We start from the raw sequence: 15,225 nt of genomic DNA on the forward strand, positions 1-15,225 counted from the left end.
TGTCAGGCGGGCGCGGCTTCCCGCGGCGGCTTCACCCCGCCGAAGTGGAACACGCCCGGCTCGCGCACCGGATCCACTTCCACCGGAATCGTCGACTTCGGCGGGAAGCGACCCTCGAGGATCAGCTTCGCGAGCGGATTTTCGATGCGCTGCTGGATCGCGCGCTTCAGCGGCCGCGCACCGAACACCGGATCGAAGCCCACCTTCGCCAGTTCCTCCAGCGCCGCGGGCGACACCTGCAGCTGCAGGTCCATCTTCGCGAGCCGCTGCTCGAGCACGGTGAGCTGGATGCGCGCGATCTTCTCGATGTGCTTCGCGTCGAGCCCATGGAACACGACCGTCTCGTCGATGCGGTTCAGGAACTCGGGGCGGAAGTGGCTCTTCAGCTCGTCCCACACCTTCTCCTTCACGTCCTCGTAGGGCTTGCCCACCATCGCCTGGATCATGTGCGAGCCGATGTTGGAGGTCATCACGATCACCGTGTTCTTGAAGTCCACGGTGCGGCCCTGGCCGTCGGTGAGACGCCCGTCGTCGAGCACCTGCAGCAGCACGTTGAAGACGTCGTGGTGCGCCTTCTCGACTTCATCGAGCAGGATCACGCTGTAGGGCTTGCGGCGCACGGCCTCCGTGAGATAGCCGCCTTCCTCGTAGCCCACGTAGCCCGGCGGCGCACCGATCAGACGCGCCACCGAATGCTTTTCCATGAACTCGCTCATGTCGACGCGAATGAGATGCTCTTCGCTGTCGAAGAGGAAGTTCGCGAGCGCCTTGCACAATTCCGTCTTGCCCACGCCCGTGGGGCCGAGGAAGAGGAACGAGCCCGTGGGCCTGTTCGGGTCCGACAGGCCCGAGCGCGAACGGCGGATCGCGTTCGCGACCGCGCTGATCGCCTCGTCCTGGCCCACCACGCGTTCGTGCAGCCGGTCTTCCATCAGCAGCAGCTTCTCGCGCTCGCCTTGCATCAGCTTGGACACCGGAATGCCCGTGGCACGCGCCACGACTTCCGCGATTTCCTCGGCACCCACTTGCGTGCGCAGCAGTTGCGGCTTGCCCGACTTGTTCTTGTTCTGCTCGGCGGCCTGCGCTTCCTTCAGCTGCTTTTCGAGCGCGGGAAGCTTGCCGTACTGCAGCTCCGCGACCTTGTTGAAGTCGCCCTTGCGCGTGAGCTCGTCGATCTGCGCCCTCAGGCGGTCGATCTCCTCGCGAATCTGCTTGCTGCCCTGCGCCTGCGCCTTCTCGGACTTCCAGATCTCCTCGAGATCGGAGATCTCCTTCTGCAGCCGCGAGATCTCCTCCTCGATCAGGCCGAGGCGCTTCTTCGAAGCTTCGTCCTTTTCCTTCTTCATCGCCTCGCGCTCGATCTGCAGCTGGATCATGCGGCGGTCCAGCCGGTCGATGGCTTCGGGCTTCGAATCGATCTCGATCTTGATCTTCGAGGCCGCCTCGTCGATCAGGTCGATCGCCTTGTCGGGCAGGAACCGGTCGGTGATGTAGCGGTGCGACAGTTCGGCCGCCGCGACGATCGCGGGGTCGGTGATGTCCACGCCGTGGTGGACTTCGTACTTCTCCTGCAGCCCGCGCAGGATGGCAATGGTCGCCTCCACGCTCGGCTCGCCCACCAGGATCTTCTGGAAGCGCCGCTCGAGCGCGGCGTCTTTTTCGATGTACTTGCGGTATTCGTCGAGCGTCGTCGCGCCCACGCAGTGCAGTTCGCCGCGCGCGAGCGCGGGCTTGAGCATGTTGCCCGCGTCGATCGCGCCCTCGGCCTTGCCCGCGCCCACCATGGTGTGCAACTCGTCGATGAAGACGATGGTCTGGCCCTGGTCCTTCGCGAGTTCGTTCAGCACATTCTTCAGGCGCTCCTCGAATTCGCCCCGGAACTTCGCGCCCGCGAGCAGCGCGGCCATGTCGAGCGAGAGGACGCGCTTGCCCTTCAGCGTCTCGGGCACCTCGCCCGCGATGATGCGCTGCGCGAGCCCTTCGACGATGGCGGTCTTGCCGACGCCCGGCTCGCCGATGAGTACGGGATTGTTCTTCGTGCGGCGCTGCAGCACCTGGATCGCGCGGCGGATTTCCTCGTCGCGGCCGATCACCGGGTCGAGCTTGCCCAGGCGCGCGCGTTCGGTAAGGTCGATCGTGAATTTCTTGAGTGCCTCGCGCTTGCCTTCGGCTTCGGCGCTGTCGACGGCTGCTCCGCCGCGCACGGCCTCGATCGCGGCTTCGAGCGACTTGCGCGCGAGCCCGTTCTCGCGCGCGATGCGGCCCACGTCCTGCTTGCTGTCGGCCACCGCGAGCAGGAACAGTTCGCTCGCGACGAACTGGTCGCCGCGCTTGATCGCTTCCTTCTCGGCCGCCTGCAGCAGCGCGGCGAGGTCGCGCCCGACCGTCACCTGTTCCTGCCCCTGGACCTGCGGGCGCTTGTGCATCGCGCCCTCGGCCGCGGCCAGCAGTCCGGGCACGTTGGCGCCCGCGCGCTGCAAGAGCGCCCGGGGCCCGTCTTCTTGCCTCAGCATCGCCACGAGCACGTGCTCGGGCTCGATGTAGGCGTGGTCGTTGCCGAGCGCGAGCGTCTGGGCCTCGGCGAGCGCTTCCTGGAACTTGGTGGTGAGTTTGTCGATTCGCATCTTCTGAAGGGTTCGGGTTTGTCGGGAACTTGGGTGTTTGCCCCGGGTTTTCAAGGAGGAATATGCACCTGGCGGACCGGCTTGGCGGGTGACTAGAATCAAAACATGCAGATTCACCAGATGTCGGTCACTTACCTGCCCGAGCAGGACCGTCTGCTGATGCGCGTGAACACCCGCGAAGGCGAGGAAATGCGCCTGTGGCTCACGCGCCGCCTGATGGTGGGTCTCTGGCCGCTCCTGTCGCGTCTGCTCACCGAATACCTGCTGAAGCTGGAAGCCGCCGGCACGACGCTCTCGGCCGCCGACGAATCGCTCAGGAAGATGCTCACCGATTTCCGCAAGGAGGAATTCCTCTCCAAGGCGGACTTCGAAACGCCCTACGACGAAAGCCCGATGGCGCTGCCGCTCGGCGAGGAGCCGCTGCTCGTCACCGACGTCGATGCGACGCCGCAGTCGGGCGGGCCGCTGAAGCTCACCTTCAACGAGCGTCCGCCCGGTGGCGAAGCGCCGCGCAGCTTCAATCTGGAATTGCAGCCCAAGCTCATCCAGGGCCTCATGCACCTGCTGGAGCAGGCGCTGAACCAGTCGCAGTGGCGCGAGCCCTTCCGGGGCCTGCCGCAGGCCGAAGAGCAGGCAGCCGAGGAAGACAGCGGCGCGCCGAGACGCCCGAAGTATCTGAACTAGGAAAGAACGTCGCGAGCGGGCGGCACGCCCCGGTCTATCTTCCGCTGCGTCGTTCGCTGCGCGCGGCAGACGTCAGCGCCCCTCGGGACCGGACTGCGATGCGGCCGCGGGGCCCGCCGCCACCTGCCCGTCGGCAATCGGAAGCTCGAGCGTGAATTCCGCCCCGCGCCCCGGCCCATCGCTGCGCACCGAGAGCCGGCCGCCCATTTCCATGGCGGCCAGGGCGCTGCTGTGCAGGCCGAAGCCGTGCCCGCCGCTGCGCGTGGTGAAGCCGTGCGCGAAGATGCGCGTCAGGTTGTCCGCCGAGATGCCCTCGCCTTCGTCGGCCACGGAGATGCGCAGGCGCGCGGCTTGCCCGTCTTCGCGCACGAGGGCGCTTGCGAGCGTGAGACGGCGCGAAGCCCGCGCCACGCCCTCCATCGCCTGGGCCGCATTGGCGATGAGGTTCACGAGAATCTGCAGCAGGCGCGGCTTGTCGAGCGGCAGGTGCGGCACGTCTTCGTAGCGCCGCACCACGGAAACGGGGAAGCGTTCGAGCGCCTGCGCGCTCAGGCGCAGCGCCTCCTCGACGAGGTCCTGCGGCCGCGCGACCTCGAGCAGGCTCGAGGGCCCCGCGTGCGACTGCTGGGTGGCGACGACGTAGCTGATGTGCTCGATGCTGCCCGCGACCCGGTCGAGGTCGGCGAGCGCGGACTGCTGCTCCTGCCGCAGCGTCTCGACGAGCGAGTTCAGGTAGGCAAGCAGCGCATCGCCGCGCTCGCCCTCGATGAAGCGGCCGAGGTCGCCGTCGCGCGCGTGCGCGTTCATGAGCTCGACGGCACGCTGCAGCCCGTGCACGCGCGATTGCGCGAGGGTCCGGCGCACGACGGCCGCCGAGACGTTCACGCTGTTGAGCACGTTGCCCACGTTGTGCAGGACGTTGGCCGCGATCTCGGCCTTGCCGGCCCGCCGCGCGGTCGCGACGAGCTCGCCTTGCATGCGCTCCAGCTCCTGCGTGCGCGATCGCACGCGCTGCTCGAGGCGCTCGTAGAGCTGCGCGTTCGCGAGCGACACCGTGAGCTGCCCGGCGATGAGCATCACCGCATCCAGCCGCCGCGCGTCGAAGGCGGCGCGGCCCTGCCGGTTTTCCAGCAGCAGCATCGCGTGCGCGCTCTCCCGCCCGCCGATGGGCGCCACGAGAAGCGAGCACATCGCGACGCCCGCGAAGTAGGGGTCGCGCGAAAACCGGTCGTCGCGGACCGCGTCGTCCACCACCAGCGCCTCGCCGGTGCGTTCGACGTACGCGAAGGCCGACAGCGGCAGCAAGCCGCGCTGCGCGGCCTCGGCGACGTTGACCGGCGACTCGCCCGGTCCCGGGGCGAGCAGCCACCATTGACCCTCGTTCGCCGACAGCACGAGCACCCGCGTCGCGCCGCTCAGCGTCGCGACCACTTCCGTGACGCGCGCCGTGAGGCTGTCGAGACTCGTCTCCGAACTGAGGATGCGCGATGCGCGCAGCACGCCCATGAGGTCCACCGTCTCGGCCGACATCGTGCCGCTGCCCTGGGTCGAGCCGGCGGGGATCGATCTCTCGAGCAAAGAACGCGCCGATTCGCTCGATTCCCGCGAATGCTCCGCGCGTGCCTCCCCCGCCCCGGTCTCCCCCGCCCATGCTTCCTCTTCGCACAGGAAGGCGTGTTCCTCCTCCATCCGCGCCACCTTGGCCCGCGCGCCCCAGCGCCGATACCGGTCGCGCGCGTCCCGCAGCAGGCGGCGGCCCGAGTGCACGAGGCCATGCCGCCAGTGGAAGAGGCCCGCGCGTTCCACGATCAGCGCGTGCTGCCAGGGCCGCTCGAGTCCTTCCACCGCGGCGAGCGCCGCATCGAACGCGGTCGACGCCTGCCACCGCTCGCCCGCGGCCCAGGCCCCCTCGGCTTCGACGAGCCGCGCCATCTGCAGATAGTTTTGCGGCTGGTCGCGGGCCCGCTCGAAGAGCCACTCGCGGCACGAGGCGAGTTCCGCCTCGAGCGCCGGCCGCTCGGCAGCCGAAGGATCGTCCTGCAGCTGCCACGCGCACGCCATCCCCGAGAAGAAGTGCGCAAGCGCATAGCGGTAAAAGCCTGGCATGCCGCCTTTGCGCAGCATCGTGGCCGGCCCGTGCCGGGCGAGCGCGGCATGGTCGCCGAGCACAAGCGCGCACAACGCGCGCGGCACGTGATAGATGACGCCGACGTAGGGCAGTTCGCGCACTTGCGCGAAGGCGGCCTCTTCGCCGAAGTCCTCGTCGTCGAAGCCGCCCGGCACGCGCGTGAGGCCGCGCAGCGCCCGCATGAGCTGACGGTCGAACATGTGCTGCAGCGCCACGCGCACGTTACCCGAGCGCATGCACAGATCGATGCCGGCCTGCACTTCGTCGGCCACCGCCTCGAGCGACGGCGAGATCTCGAGCAGCCCCGTGGCGAGAACGATGTGCACGTAGGCCGCATACGACACGTCGCCTCCGGCTTTCACGCCTTCGTACGCGCGTGTCACCTGCGCGAGCATCGTCTCCACCGGCTCGAACCAGTGGCACGAGTAGGTGGAGAAGATGAAGCGCGCCTCCGATGTGTGCGGCTCGCAGCCCAAGGCCTCGCCGACCGCGAGCACGTGGCGCGCGACCTCGAACGCGGTGCGCCACGCGCCTCGCAGCGAGATCAGCATCCCGCTCAGGTTGCCGAGGCTCGCCACCAGGTCGGGACAGGGGCCGTGCGCGGCCCAGAGGCGCTGGCCTTCCAGCAAGAGCCACACGATGACGCGCACGTCGCGCCGCACGACGGCGGGCCGCACGGTGCGCCCGAGCAGCTTCGCCGCGGCCAGGAGCCTGCGCTCGCGGATGTGCGCCCGCTTCGCGTGATCGAGCCCGCTTTCCGCGCGCACCCAGCCGCCCAGCGCGTCGAGCCCGCGGGCGAGATCGTCGAGCGTCACATCCTGCGCGAGCGTGAAGCCCAGCTGGCCGAGCAGGCCCATGCCGAGCTGCATCGCGCGGCCCGAATCGCCGCGCATGTCGACGCTTCGCATCTGCAGGCACGTCGGCTCGACGAGGTCGAGCGCATCGTTCGTGCGCGAGACGATGTCCGCGTACAGCGCATCGGATTCGGCAAGCCGCGCGAGGCTGTAGAGCGCGGCGTGGCGCGCGCTGTCGATGCGGATGCGCACCGCGCCTTCGGCCGGTTCACCCGCCGCCGCGAGCAGCGCCCCCGCCGCGGCGAGATAGCGCTCGGCGAGGAGATAGCTCGCGTTCATCGCGAGGCGTCGCGCGAGCGCCTCCAATAGCCGGGCGGCATCGCGCTGCTCCCGGGATTCGCCAAGGATGTGCGCCGACGCGAGGTATTGCTCGGCCGCTTCGGCCTCGAACGCGGGGTGCGAGGCGAGCCGGCGCGCCATCGCGAGGCGCAGGTGCGCGCGGGCCGTCTCCTCGATGGACTGCAGCATCGCCTGCTGCACGCGGTCGTGGCGGAACTTCACCACCTGCGCGCCCGCCGCGTCGCCGAGGACGAGCAGGCCGTCTTCCAGCGGCGCGCGCAGCCGCTCCTGGAGGTCGGGATCGTCCAGCCCGAGGGCCGTGCGCAGCAGTTCGCGGTCCACGGCGTTGCCAAGGCAGCTCATCGACTCCAGCAGTTCACGCGACGCCCGGGGCAGGCGCGCGATGCGCGCGGCAAGCAGGTCCACCACGTTGCCTTGCCCGACGAAGCGGCGGATCGCGGCTGTCTCCCAGCGCCAGCCCTCCTGCGTCATGCGCAGCACGCCGTCGCGGCGCAGCGCGTTCAGCAGTTCCACCGTGTCGAAGGGATTGCCGCCGGTGAACGCACCCACCGCCCGCGCCAGTTCGCCCGCGCGCTCGGGCGGCAGCCGAAGCATGCGCGCGGCGAGCTCGGTCATCGCGTCGCTGGCGAGCTGCTCGAGCGCGATTGCGACGGGTGGCTGCGGCTGCGCGCGCCACTGAGCGAGCGCGGGGGCAAACGCACCAATCGACGCGCCGACGGACGCGCCGGCCGAAGCGCCGATCGACGCGCCGGCCGCATCGGCCTGCGCGGAGCGAAACGCGCCCACGACGAGCAGCCCGCGAAGCTGCGGCTGCGACGACAGACGCGCGAAGGCGCGCAGCGACATTGCCGATGCCCACTGCAGATCGTCCATCACGATCACGAGCGGCCTTTGCGCGGAAACGATCACGGCCAGCAGATCGACGGTCGTCTGCTGCAGGCGCTGCTCGGCCATCTGGGGGTCGAGCTCGGGCACGTCGGGCTGAGGCCCGAGCAGCACGCCGAATTCGGGGATGAGCGCGGCGATCAGGCCCGCGTTGCGGCCGAGCCGATCCATGATGCGCTGGCGCACGGCGATCAGCTCGTCGCGTGGCTGCGCAAGCAGCAGCCGCGCGAGCGCGCGCAGGGCCTGCGTGAGCGCGTCCGCCGCCGCGGCATCCTGCTGGTACTGGTCGAACTTGCCCTGCACGAACCATCCGCCCGCGGCCGCGGCGAGCGGCCTCAGCTCGTTCACGAGCGCAGTCTTGCCCACGCCCGGCGCGCCTTCCACGAGCACCGTGCGACAGGAGGTGGCGACGGCCTCGGCAAAGGCCGCCGCCAGCACGGAAATTTCGGCGTCGCGCCCCACGAGCCGCGCGGGGGCTTCGAGCCGCGCCGCGAAGTCGCGCTCGCCCAGTTCGAAGAGGCCGTCCTGCCCGGCTTCGAGTTCGCGCTCGAGCCGCCGCAGATCGTGCAGCAGGCCTTCGGCGCTCTGGTAGCGCTGCTCCGGTGCCTTGGCAAGCAGGCGCAGGATGATTGCCGAGAGGCCGCGCGGCACGCGCGCATCGACCCGCGAGGGCGGCGCGGGCTCGCGCACGAGATGATCGTGAATGAGCTGCAGCGTGTCCGCGGCTTCGAACGGCGCCTGCCCCGTGGCGGCCTCGTAGAGCGTCGCCCCGAGCGAGTAGAGATCGGCCCGCTGGTCCACCGCGCGGCCGGTGCGGCCCGTCTGTTCCGGCGCGAGGTAGGCGAGCGTGCCGACCACGCCGTCCACGCGAGTGCCGTGGGGCTCGCTCGGCACCGCCAGGTCGAAGTCGATCAGGATGGGCTCGCCCGAGCCCGAGACCAGGATGTTGGCGGGGTTGATGTCCCGATGAACGACACCCGCGCGATGCACTTCGACCAGCGTTGCGGCAAGGCGAATCGCAAGCGCGAGCGTGGCGGAGCTGTCCCAGCGGCCCGCCCGCAGCAGCAGGGCGAGCGCGGTCGCTCCGGTATCCTGAAGGTCGAGCGTGCCCGCCGCGCCGAGGCCTTCGGCAAGACGCACCACACCGTCGATGACAGCGAGCTGGCGCAGCATGCCCGCTTCCCGCTCGAGCCGCGCGGTCGCATCGGGGCCCCGGTGCACCTTGCGAATGACGCTGGCGGCACCCAGCCATTGGCGAAAGACGTGAGTCGTTGCGCTTTCATAGAGCGTTTCGGTCGATCTCTCGTCGCTGGGAACGCTCTCGAGACCGGCCGGCACCCTTTGCCGCATGCTGGGGGGCCGCATTCCCCCATTCTTGTTGAGCTTCGGGCTGCGTGTCCAGTGATGTGCGGCGCACGGCGCCCTTCGACTACTGCATGAGCTTGCGCTTGCCCATCTGCCACAGGAGGAAGCTCTGCTGGTCCGCGTCCACCGAGCGGCGCTGCGCCGGCGTGCTGCCGATGCCGTGTCCCGCCTGGGCGTCGATGCGCAGGAGGATGGGCTTGCCGCTCGAAGACGCCGCCTGCATGCGCGCGGCGGTCTTGAAGCTGTTCCACGGGTCGACCCGCGGATCGTTCAGGCCGTGCACGAACATCACCGCCGGATACGGCGTGCCGTCCTTGATCTGGTGGTAGGTGCTCATCTCGAGCAGTCCCTTGAAGCCCGCCGCGTCCTTCACCGACCCGAACTCGGAAATGTTGGTGATGCCGTTGGCCGTGTCCTCGGCGCGGATCGCATCCAGCATGCCCACGTGGATGACGGCGGCCGCGAAGAGCTGCGGCGCCTCTGTGATGGCGCGCCCGGCGAACACGCCGCCCGCGCTGCCGCTCATGATGGCGAGCGTCTTCGGCGAGGCGTAGCCCTTCTCCACCAGGTACTGCCCGCACGCGATCGCGTCCTTCCAGGTGTTGGGCTTGTTCAGCTTCGTGCCGGCCATGCGCCAGGCGTCGCCATACACGCCGCCGCCGCGCACGTTGGCCACGGCGACGACGCCTCCGGCCTCGAGCCACGGGATGCTTCCCGCGCGGAAGCCGGCGGTTTCGCTCGTGCCGTAGGAGCCGTAGCCGACCAGCAGCGTGGGATTCGTCCCGTCGAGCGCGAGGCCCTTGCGGTGCAGGATCGTGAGGGGGACCATCGTGCCGTCGTAGCTGCGGGCCAGCACGTCGCGCACGACGATCGCCGGCATCGCGAGCTTCACGCTCGTGTCGAACTGCGGCAGGGGGACCGAGTGGGCGCCCTTCAGCACGAAGCTGCGGCTCGGCTCGGTCCAGCCCGCGAGCGCGTAGACGTAGTCGGCATGGGCATGCGCGGCATCCTCCGCGAGACTCGCGGCGCCCGCGAACGGCAGCCGGATCGCCTGCCCCGCGGTGTTGCCGCCCGCGTAGCGCGTGAGGCCGATGCTCGCGCCGCGCCGCACCTGCGCGAGAAGCGAGTCGCGCCCCAGCACGAACCCCTCGATGAGCCCGTCGGCCGGGGGCAGCGCCACGACCCTGGCGGTCTTCAGATCGGGATGCCGCAGATCGAGCTTCATGATCCGAAAGCGCGGCGCATCGACCTTCGTGCGGTAGTACAAGGTGTCGCCCTGCAGCTCCATTTCGACCAGGTGGTCCGCGAAGCTCGCGATGCGCCGCCACGGCACGGTGCCGCCCGCGGCGAGGTCGGCGACGCGCGCCATGAACACCGAGCCTTCCTTCTGCGTCGTGTCGTTGGTGCCCGCGATCACCCAGGGGCTGCCGGGCGTGAAGACGAGGTAGCCGTTGTCCAGGCGTTCGAGCCCCAGGTCGCGATTCACGAGCGGCCCGAAGACGGGCCGCGCCTGTTGCGCCGGATCGCCCACCTTCAGCAGGTACACGGTGGTGTCGAGATACGTTTCCGTCGCGGGGTCTTCGGCCGTGAGCTTGCGAAGCTGGTTGTACGCGACCGAGCGGCTGTCGGGTGTCCAGCTCACGGCTTCCCACTGCACGCGCGGGACCGGCTCGCCGACTTGCCTGCCGGTCGCGACGTCCAGGATGTACATCGAGGCATCTTCGGAGCCGCCCGCGGACAGGCCGTACGCGACGTAGCGTCCGTCCCACGAAGGCGAGAACCAGTTGATGGCGTGCGGCACGCCGGTCTTTTGCGCGTACGTGTCGGGGTCGACGAGGACTTTCTCGGCGCCGCCGAGGCTCGCGCGCATCGCGAGCTTCACCTGCTTGCCCTTGCGTTCGCGCAGCAGGTAGAAGACGGCGCCGCCGGGCATGCGAGTGATGCCGAAGCGGCGGTCGCCGAGGCTTGCTTCGATCTCGGCGAGACGTTTTTCGAGTTCGGCGCGGCCCTCGATGCGGTCCAGGAGGCCGCGCGAATACGCGCCCTGCGCCTCGACCCACGACTTCACCTGCGGGTCCGCGAGGTTTTCCATGTAGCGGTAGGGATCGTGCACCTGCACGCCGTGCCAGGTGTCCACCTGGTCGCGCACGGGGGCCACCGGCGGGCCGCCTTCGGCGAGGGCGATGGCGCAGGGTAGCGCCAGAACGAACAAGGCGCCTCTGAGGCGCCCAAGGTGCTTCTTCATGGGAAGTCCCTTCCAAACTATCGGTTCGGCGATCTTATGCCCCAGCGCTCGAGCGCCGCGTCATCGGTTACCCGCGCATCGACCCAGCGTTCGCCCTCGGGCGTGCGTTCCTTCTTCCAGAAGGGCGCCTGCGTCTTCAGGTAGTCCATCAGAAACTCGCAGGCGCGAAAGCTCTCGCCGCGATGCGGCGAAGTCACCGCGACCAGCACGATCTGGTCCAGGGGCTTCAGGAGGCCGATGCGATGGATGACCCGGGCACCCAGGATGTCGAAGCGCCTGTGCGCCTCGTCGATCATCGACTCGATCGCCTGCTCGGTCATGCCGGGGTAGTGCTCGAGCTCCATCGAGCTCACCACGCTCCCATCGTTGCGGTCGCGCACGGTCCCCACGAACGTGCACACCGCGCCCACGCCCTTGTCGTGCGCGCGCAGCGCCGCGATCTCGCGGGAGACGTCGAAGTCCTCGTGCTGGATGGCGACTCGCATGGCAGGATTGTGTCACCGACGGTCGGCGGGGCGAGGGCCGCTCACCCGTCGCTCACCCGTCGCTCACCTGTCCGTCACCCCTCCCTCAGCCGCCGGTCACCGGCGGAAAGAAGGCGACTTCCGCGCCCTCGCGCAGCGGAGCCGATTCGTCGCTCATCACCTGATCGAGCGCGACCCGCACCGCCTTGCCGCGCGCGAGCGCCTTCGCGTGCGCTTCGTCGCGCGCGATGAGGTCGTCGCGCAGCGCGGCGAGCGTGCGCGCCGCCGTGTCGACCGCTTCGACCGGATGGCCGATCGCCTCGCGGATCGACGCGAAATAGCGCACCGTCACCTTCACCCGAGGAGCTCCGCAAGCGGGATGAATGACACCTTGTCACCGCGCGCGATGGCCCGGCCGGCGGGGTTGTCGACGAGGCCGTCGGCCCACACCATCGACGTGAGCACGCCCGAGCTCTGGTTCGCGAAGAGTTCGAGGCCGCCTTGCGCATCGCGCCGCACCCGCAGGAATTCGCGGCGTCTGTCGGGGCGCGGCAGATCGAAATGCGCGACGAGTTCCATCGGCGCCGGGGCAAGTTTCGTGGCGCCCTGCAGCTTCAGCAGGAAGGGCCGCACGAGCACGAGGAAGGTGACGAAGCTCGACACGGGATTGCCGGGCAGCCCCATGAAGTGCGCGGCTTCGATGCGGCCGTAGGCGAACGGCTTGCCCGGCTTCATCGCGATCTGCCACAGATCGAGCGAGCCGAGCTGCTGCACCGCGGGCTTGATGTGGTCTTCCTCGCCCACCGACACGCCGCCGCTCGTGAGGATGAGATCGTGCTCGCGCGAAGCATGCTCGAGCGCCTTCAGGGTCGCGTCGCGGTTGTCGGGGACGATGCCGTAGTCGCTCACCTCGCATTCGAGGCGGCGCAAGAGCTCGCTCAGGAAGAAGCGGTTGGAGTTGTAGATGACGCCGGGCTTCATGTCGGCCGGCGCGACCTCCCCGGGCATCACGAGTTCGTCGCCCGTGGAAAAGAGCGCCACGCGCGGACGCCGCGTCACGGTCAACGTGTCCATGCCGATGCTCGCGGCGAGCCCCAGGCCCGCCGCCCCGAGACGTTCACCCTTGGCGAGCACGACCGAGCCGCGCGTCACGTCCTCGCCGCTCGCGCGTATCCACTGCCCGCGCTCGGGCACGCGCAGGATGCGCACGCGATCGTCGCCCGCGCTCTCGGTGTCTTCCTGCATCACGATCGCATCGGCGCCTTCGGGGACCGGCGCACCGGTGAAGATGCGCGCCGCCGTGCCGCTTCGCAGCGGCTGCGCGGCGCTGCCCGCCGGGATGCGCTGGCTCACAGGCAGCGTCGCGCCTTCGGTGATCTCACCCGTGCGGACCGCGTAGCCATCCATCGAGCTGTTGTCCTGGGGCGGCACCTGCAGCGCCGACACGAGGTCTTGCGCGAGCACGCGCGAATCGCCTTCGAAGGTCGAGATCGCTTCCGTCTGCGAAAGCGGCTCGGCATGGGCCAGGAGCTCGGCGAGGGCCTGGTCCAGCTCGCGCAGCGGCGCTCGAGGTGCGTTCATGCGTAGCGCTCCGGGGTGTAGTGGAAACGATCGTGATTGTCCACGAGCCACTGGGCGACCGCCCGCGGATCGTTCAGCTCGAGCACGGGCCGGCCGGTGGGCTCGGGCAGGCGCAGCGGATCGTCCGTCGCGATCGCGGTGATGAAGGGGTCGTTCGGATAGAGCGCCGGATGGCCGGCTTCGGCGCGCCACACCTCCATCTTCAGCAGATTGCTTTCCTTGTAGCCTTCGACCAGCACCCAGTCGACACCGTCGTACAACTCCGCGAGGAGCTGGTGGACCGTGAGACGCGTGGGCTGCTCGAATTCGCGCATGAGCGCAAGCCGGCGTTCCGAGGCCACCACGACCTCGAAGGCGCCCGCCTGCCGGTGGCGCCACGTGTCCTTGCCCGGCCGGTCGATGTCGAAGTTGTGATGCGCATGTTTCACGACCGACACGCGAAGGCCGCGCTCCTTGAGCGCCGGAATGAGACGCTCCACGAGCGTCGTCTTCCCGCTGCCCGAGAAACCCGCGAACCCGATGACTTTCATGCGGCCCTCCACCTGCGTCGCTGCGTCGCCGCGCCGATCAGGCGCAGTGCGCCGCGATGAAAGCCTTCACCTGCCCCGCGTCGGCGGGCAGCACCGTCACGCGTTTGGGCAACTGCTCGATGCCCTGGAACTTCGCCGGACGTTCCGGTTCGTGCCCGAGCGCTTCGACGATCGTCTGCGCGAACTTGATCGGCAGCGCCGTCTCCAGCACGATCATCGGCACACCCGGCTCGGCGTACTCGCGCGCGACCTTCAGACCGTCGGCGGTGTGCGTGTCGATCGTCGTGCCGAAGCGCTCGTGCGTGTCGCGGATCGTCGCGACGCGGTCGGCATGCGTGCTGCGGCCGCTTGCGAAGCCGTAGCGTTCGCGTGCCTGCGGCAGTTCGGCCGAGAGATCGAACCGGCCTTTCTGAGCGAGTTCCTCGCCGAAGAGGTGCCTCACGCGTGCCGCGTCGCGGCCCACGAGGTCGAACACGAAGCGTTCGAAGTTGCTCGCCTTGGAGATGTCCATCGACGGGCTCGACGTCTCGTACGTGTCGGCGCTGCCGCGCACGCGGTAGATGCCGGTGCGGAAGAACTCGTCGAGCACGTCGTTCTCGTTGGTGGCGAGCACGAGTTTCCTGATCGGCAGGCCCATCATGCGCGCCACGTGGCCCGCGCAGATGTTGCCGAAGTTGCCGGAAGGCACGGCGAAGCTCACTTCCTTCGCGCCCGACTGGAAGTACCCGGCGAAGTAGTACACCACCTGCGCCACGAGCCGCGCCCAGTTGATGGAGTTGACCGTGCCGATGCGGTAGGCGCGCTTGAATTCGAGGTCGTTCGACACCGCCTTCACGATGTCCTGGCAGTCGTCGAAGACGCCTTCGATGGCGAGGTTGTGGATGTTCTCGTCCTGCAGGCTGAACATCTGCGCCTGCTGGAAGGGGCTCATGCGGCCGTGCGGCGAGGTCATGAAGACTCGCACGCCTTTCTTGCCGCGCATGGCGTATTCGGCGGCGCTGCCGGTGTCGCCCGAGGTGGCGCCGAGGATGTTGAGTTGCGTGCCGCGGCGAGCGAGTTCGTATTCGAACAGGTTGCCGAGGAGCTGCATCGCCATGTCCTTGAAGGCGAGCGTGGGGCCGTTGGAGAGGGCTAGGAGGGAAGTCGCTGGATTCCCGCTTTCGCGGGAATGACGGGAGATTTCGTCATTCCCCCGCGCCCCGTCATCCCCGCCCGCCCCGTCATCCCCGCCCGCCTCGTCATCGCCGCCCGCCCCGTCATTCCCGCGCACGCGGGAATCCAGTGTCTTCAACGGCACGATCTCCTCCGTGCCGAAGATCTCCTTCGTGTACGTCTTCGCGCAGATCTCGCGCAAGTCATCCGCGGGAATATCGTCGATGTACAGAGACAGGATTTCAAACGCGAGCTCGTGATACGCAAGCGCCCGCCACTTCCGAAGCGTCGCCGCATCGACTCTCGGATACGACTCGGGCAGATACAACCCCCCGTCGGGCGCGAGCCCTTCGAGCAGGATCTCGCAGAAATGCAGGCGGCCGGGATGTCCGCGCGTGGAAAGATAGCGCATC

The 15,225-nt window shown here is 69.0% G+C and carries 9 protein-coding genes; 1 reads left to right on the forward strand and 8 read right to left on the reverse strand.

The genetic code is table 11. The features are described from left to right. Nucleotides 1–2 precede the first annotated feature (2 nt). Nucleotides 3–2,624 carry an ATP-dependent chaperone ClpB gene (gene clpB, locus VHA82_RS11200; RefSeq protein WP_325543552.1) on the reverse strand — a complete coding sequence of 874 codons (2,622 nt, stop codon included), beginning with the start codon at nucleotides 2,622–2,624 and terminating at the stop codon, nucleotides 3–5. Nucleotides 2,625–2,729: 105 nt separating this feature from the next. Here clpB and VHA82_RS11205 point away from each other — a divergent pair, with 105 nt between their 5' ends. Continuing rightward, nucleotides 2,730–3,308 carry a hypothetical protein gene (locus tag VHA82_RS11205; RefSeq protein ID WP_325543554.1) on the forward strand — a complete coding sequence of 193 codons (579 nt, stop codon included), beginning with the start codon at nucleotides 2,730–2,732 and terminating at the stop codon, nucleotides 3,306–3,308. A 72-nt stretch (nucleotides 3,309–3,380) separates the two neighbouring features. Here VHA82_RS11205 and VHA82_RS11210 read toward each other — a convergent pair whose 3' ends face one another. The 7 genes from VHA82_RS11210 to thrC form a co-directional block, all read right to left on the reverse strand. Then, complete coding sequence (locus VHA82_RS11210) at nucleotides 3,381–8,840, reverse strand: trifunctional serine/threonine-protein kinase/ATP-binding protein/sensor histidine kinase (RefSeq protein ID WP_325543556.1); 5,460 nt, start codon at nucleotides 8,838–8,840, stop codon at nucleotides 3,381–3,383. Nucleotides 8,841–8,904: 64 nt separating this feature from the next. Beyond that, complete coding sequence (locus VHA82_RS11215; RefSeq protein ID WP_325543558.1) at nucleotides 8,905–11,085, reverse strand: prolyl oligopeptidase family serine peptidase; 2,181 nt, start codon at nucleotides 11,083–11,085, stop codon at nucleotides 8,905–8,907. A gap of 17 nt (nucleotides 11,086–11,102) precedes the next feature. After that, complete coding sequence (locus VHA82_RS11220) at nucleotides 11,103–11,570, reverse strand: molybdenum cofactor biosynthesis protein MoaE (RefSeq protein ID WP_325543559.1); 468 nt, start codon at nucleotides 11,568–11,570, stop codon at nucleotides 11,103–11,105. A gap of 85 nt (nucleotides 11,571–11,655) precedes the next feature. Continuing rightward, on the reverse strand, nucleotides 11,656–11,907 hold the full coding sequence (moaD, locus tag VHA82_RS11225; protein WP_325543561.1) for a molybdopterin converting factor subunit 1: 252 nt from the start codon (nucleotides 11,905–11,907) through the stop codon (nucleotides 11,656–11,658). Further along, a complete protein-coding gene (glp, locus tag VHA82_RS11230; protein ID WP_325543562.1) occupies nucleotides 11,904–13,130 on the reverse strand; it encodes a gephyrin-like molybdotransferase Glp in 1,227 nt (408 codons plus the stop codon). Before glp ends, moaD begins: the two co-directional genes overlap by 4 nt. Beyond that, on the reverse strand, nucleotides 13,127–13,660 hold the full coding sequence (gene mobB / locus VHA82_RS11235; RefSeq protein WP_414708644.1) for a molybdopterin-guanine dinucleotide biosynthesis protein B: 534 nt from the start codon (nucleotides 13,658–13,660) through the stop codon (nucleotides 13,127–13,129). The genes glp and mobB overlap by 4 nt, the downstream gene beginning before the upstream one ends. Before the next feature lie 37 nt (nucleotides 13,661–13,697). Next, nucleotides 13,698–15,224, reverse strand: a complete 1,527-nt coding sequence (gene thrC / locus VHA82_RS11240; protein WP_325543564.1) for a threonine synthase — start codon at nucleotides 15,222–15,224, stop codon at nucleotides 13,698–13,700. Between the last annotated feature and the right edge of the window lies 1 nt (nucleotide 15,225).

This window comes from Ramlibacter sp. (assembly GCF_035548915.1).
Lineage (GTDB): Bacteria > Pseudomonadota > Gammaproteobacteria > Burkholderiales > Burkholderiaceae_C > Ramlibacter.

Coding starts and splice junctions, on each gene's coding strand:
- glp (WP_325543562.1), bottom strand. CDS start 13,130: ATGAACGCACCTCGAGCGCCGCTGCGCGAGCTGGACCAGGCCCTCGCC.
- mobB (WP_414708644.1), bottom strand. CDS start 13,660: ATGAAAGTCATCGGGTTCGCGGGTTTCTCGGGCAGCGGGAAGACGACG.
- VHA82_RS11210 (WP_325543556.1), bottom strand. CDS start 8,840: ATGCGGCCCCCCAGCATGCGGCAAAGGGTGCCGGCCGGTCTCGAGAGC.
- VHA82_RS11220 (WP_325543559.1), bottom strand. CDS start 11,570: ATGCGAGTCGCCATCCAGCACGAGGACTTCGACGTCTCCCGCGAGATC.
- clpB (WP_325543552.1), bottom strand. CDS start 2,624: ATGCGAATCGACAAACTCACCACCAAGTTCCAGGAAGCGCTCGCCGAG.
- VHA82_RS11205 (WP_325543554.1), top strand. CDS start 2,730: ATGCAGATTCACCAGATGTCGGTCACTTACCTGCCCGAGCAGGACCGT.
- VHA82_RS11215 (WP_325543558.1), bottom strand. CDS start 11,085: ATGAAGAAGCACCTTGGGCGCCTCAGAGGCGCCTTGTTCGTTCTGGCG.
- thrC (WP_325543564.1), bottom strand. CDS start 15,224: ATGCGCTATCTTTCCACGCGCGGACATCCCGGCCGCCTGCATTTCTGC.